Here is a 1,933-nt window from a genome sequence, read left to right on the forward strand (position 1 = left end):
GGCACGCGCGCGCGTGGCCTTCGGCAGGATCGCGTCGAGGTCGAGCCCCATCGAGTACAGCATCAGACCGGCGTTGCCGACGGAGCCGGCGCTGGCGGCGATGAGCAGCGGTACGAGGTACCAGACGGGCGACGCCTCGACGAGCGGGCCCGCGTAGTCCAGGCCGCCGCGCGCCGCCAGGGCGGTGAAGGTGCCGAAGAGCTGCGGGACGAGCAGGCCCACGGTCAGGCCCAGGCAGGTGGCCCGCCACACGGTCTTCGCGCTGTACCGCTCGGGGGAGACGTACCGGGTGTAGTCGCCGAGCAGGGTGATGAAGGCCACGGGGCCGCTGAGGCCCGCCGCGACGGCGGAGAGCAGCCAGGTCGGCCAGAAGGAGCCGAGCAGGTACGGGGTGTCCGGCACCGCCGCCGTCGTGAAGTCTCCGGCGTAGGCGAACAGGCCGATGGCGAGGAGCACCGTCATGCCGATCGCGAGCGCCTTGCTCAGCTTGAGCAGCAGCCGGTAGCCGTACACCGCGCCCACCACGGTGCAGGCGGCCAGGACCGCGTAGACGGTGGCGTGGGCCGCGCCGCCGGCCGGCAGGCCGATCAGGCGGGCGAGTGTGCCCACCATCACGTCGCCGCCGATCCAGAGGGTCAGCGCGGTGTAGCCGAGCGAGAGCAGCAGCCCGACCACGGAGCCGACGAGCCGGCCCCGGACGCCGAAGAAGGCGCCGGAGGAGGTGGAGAGGTTGGTCGCGGTACGGAGCGACACGAGTGCGAGCGGGGCGGTGACCGCGACGCCGACGAGGGTGCCGGTGATCACGGAGGTCACCGAGGCCCAGAAGCCGAGTCCGAAGGAGACCGGCAGCCAGCCGAAGACGATCACCCCCAGACAGAGGTTGGATCCGAGCAGGATCGAGACGAGGTCGCGGGGGCCGCTGGTGCGTTCGGCCTCGGGGATGGTGTCGACTCCGCGCTGTTCTATCGGCATGAGGACTCCCTCGGGGGCGGGTGGGGGAATTTTAGAGCGGCGCTCAATGTGACCTACGCCTGTCGGTGACGTCAATGCTTGGAAGCGGGCGTCTCAACATTTAGAGTGTCGCTCAAACGTGTCGCAATTGCAGGAGGTGTTTGGGGCGTGAGACTGACCCCCACGGAACGCGACCGGCTGCTTCTCTTCGGTGCCGCCGAGCTCGCCCGAGCCCGCCGGGCCCGGGGCCTGCGGCTCAATGTGCCCGAGGCGACCGCGCTCATCGCGGACACCGTCTGCGAGGCGGCCCGCGACGGCAAGCGACTCGCCGAGGCGATCGAGGCGGCCCGCTCCGTCCTCGGCCCCGACGACGTCCTGCCCGGCGTCGCCGACGTGGTCACCGAGGTCCACGTCGAAGCCGTCTTCGACGACGGCTCGCGGCTCGCGGTCGTCTCCGCCCCGATCGGCGGGGGCGGCCTGGGCGCCGGGGCGCCGGGCGCGCTGCTCCCCGGCCCCGCGTACGAGGAGAGCGAGCCGACGCTCGTCGTACGCGTCCACAACACGGCGACGGTCCCCGTGAGCGTCACCTCCCACTTCCACTTCTTCGAGGCCAACCCGCGCCTCGACTTCGACCGGGCCGCCGCCTACGGCATGCGGCTCGCCATCCCGGCCGGAGCCTCCTTCCGCTTCGACCCGGGCGGCGAGGCCGAGGTCGGGCTCGTACCGATCGGCGGCGCCCGCGTCGCCATCGGCTTCGCGGGCCTGGTCGACGGCCCGCTGGACGCGCCCGGCGCGAAGGAAGAGGCCCTGCGGCGCGCTGCGGCCTGCGGCTACCTGGGAGTTCCGTCCGACAAGTCCGACGAGGAGGACGACTGATGGACCCGTACGAGTACGCATCCGTGCACGGCCCGCGGGCCGGTGACCGGGTCGTCCTGGGCGACTCCGGACTCGTCGTCCGGGTGGAGTCGGACTCCCAGAAGCC

The 1,933-nt window shown here is 72.2% G+C and carries 3 protein-coding genes; 2 read left to right on the top strand and 1 reads right to left on the bottom strand.

Annotated features, from left to right (window positions below; translation table 11 throughout):
• Nucleotides 1–972: cytosine permease (locus tag CCN56_RS12100; RefSeq protein WP_256961926.1), on the bottom strand; the 972-nt coding region annotated here is incomplete at its 3' end.
• A gap of 147 nt (nt 973–1,119) precedes the next feature.
• Here CCN56_RS12100 and ureA point away from each other — a divergent pair.
• Both ureA and CCN56_RS41775 read left to right on the top strand, forming a co-directional pair.
• Nucleotides 1,120–1,827, top strand: coding sequence for an urease subunit gamma (gene ureA / locus CCN56_RS12105; RefSeq protein ID WP_086826364.1), 708 nt, complete (start codon nt 1,120–1,122; stop codon nt 1,825–1,827).
• Nucleotides 1,827–1,933 (top strand): hypothetical protein (locus CCN56_RS41775; protein ID WP_143664502.1); only part of this gene is annotated, 107 nt, incomplete at its 3' end. The genes ureA and CCN56_RS41775, both read left to right, overlap by 1 nt.

Source organism: Streptomyces sp. NRRL B-24572, from assembly GCF_002156145.1.
GTDB lineage: Bacteria > Actinomycetota > Actinomycetes > Streptomycetales > Streptomycetaceae > Streptomyces > Streptomyces vietnamensis.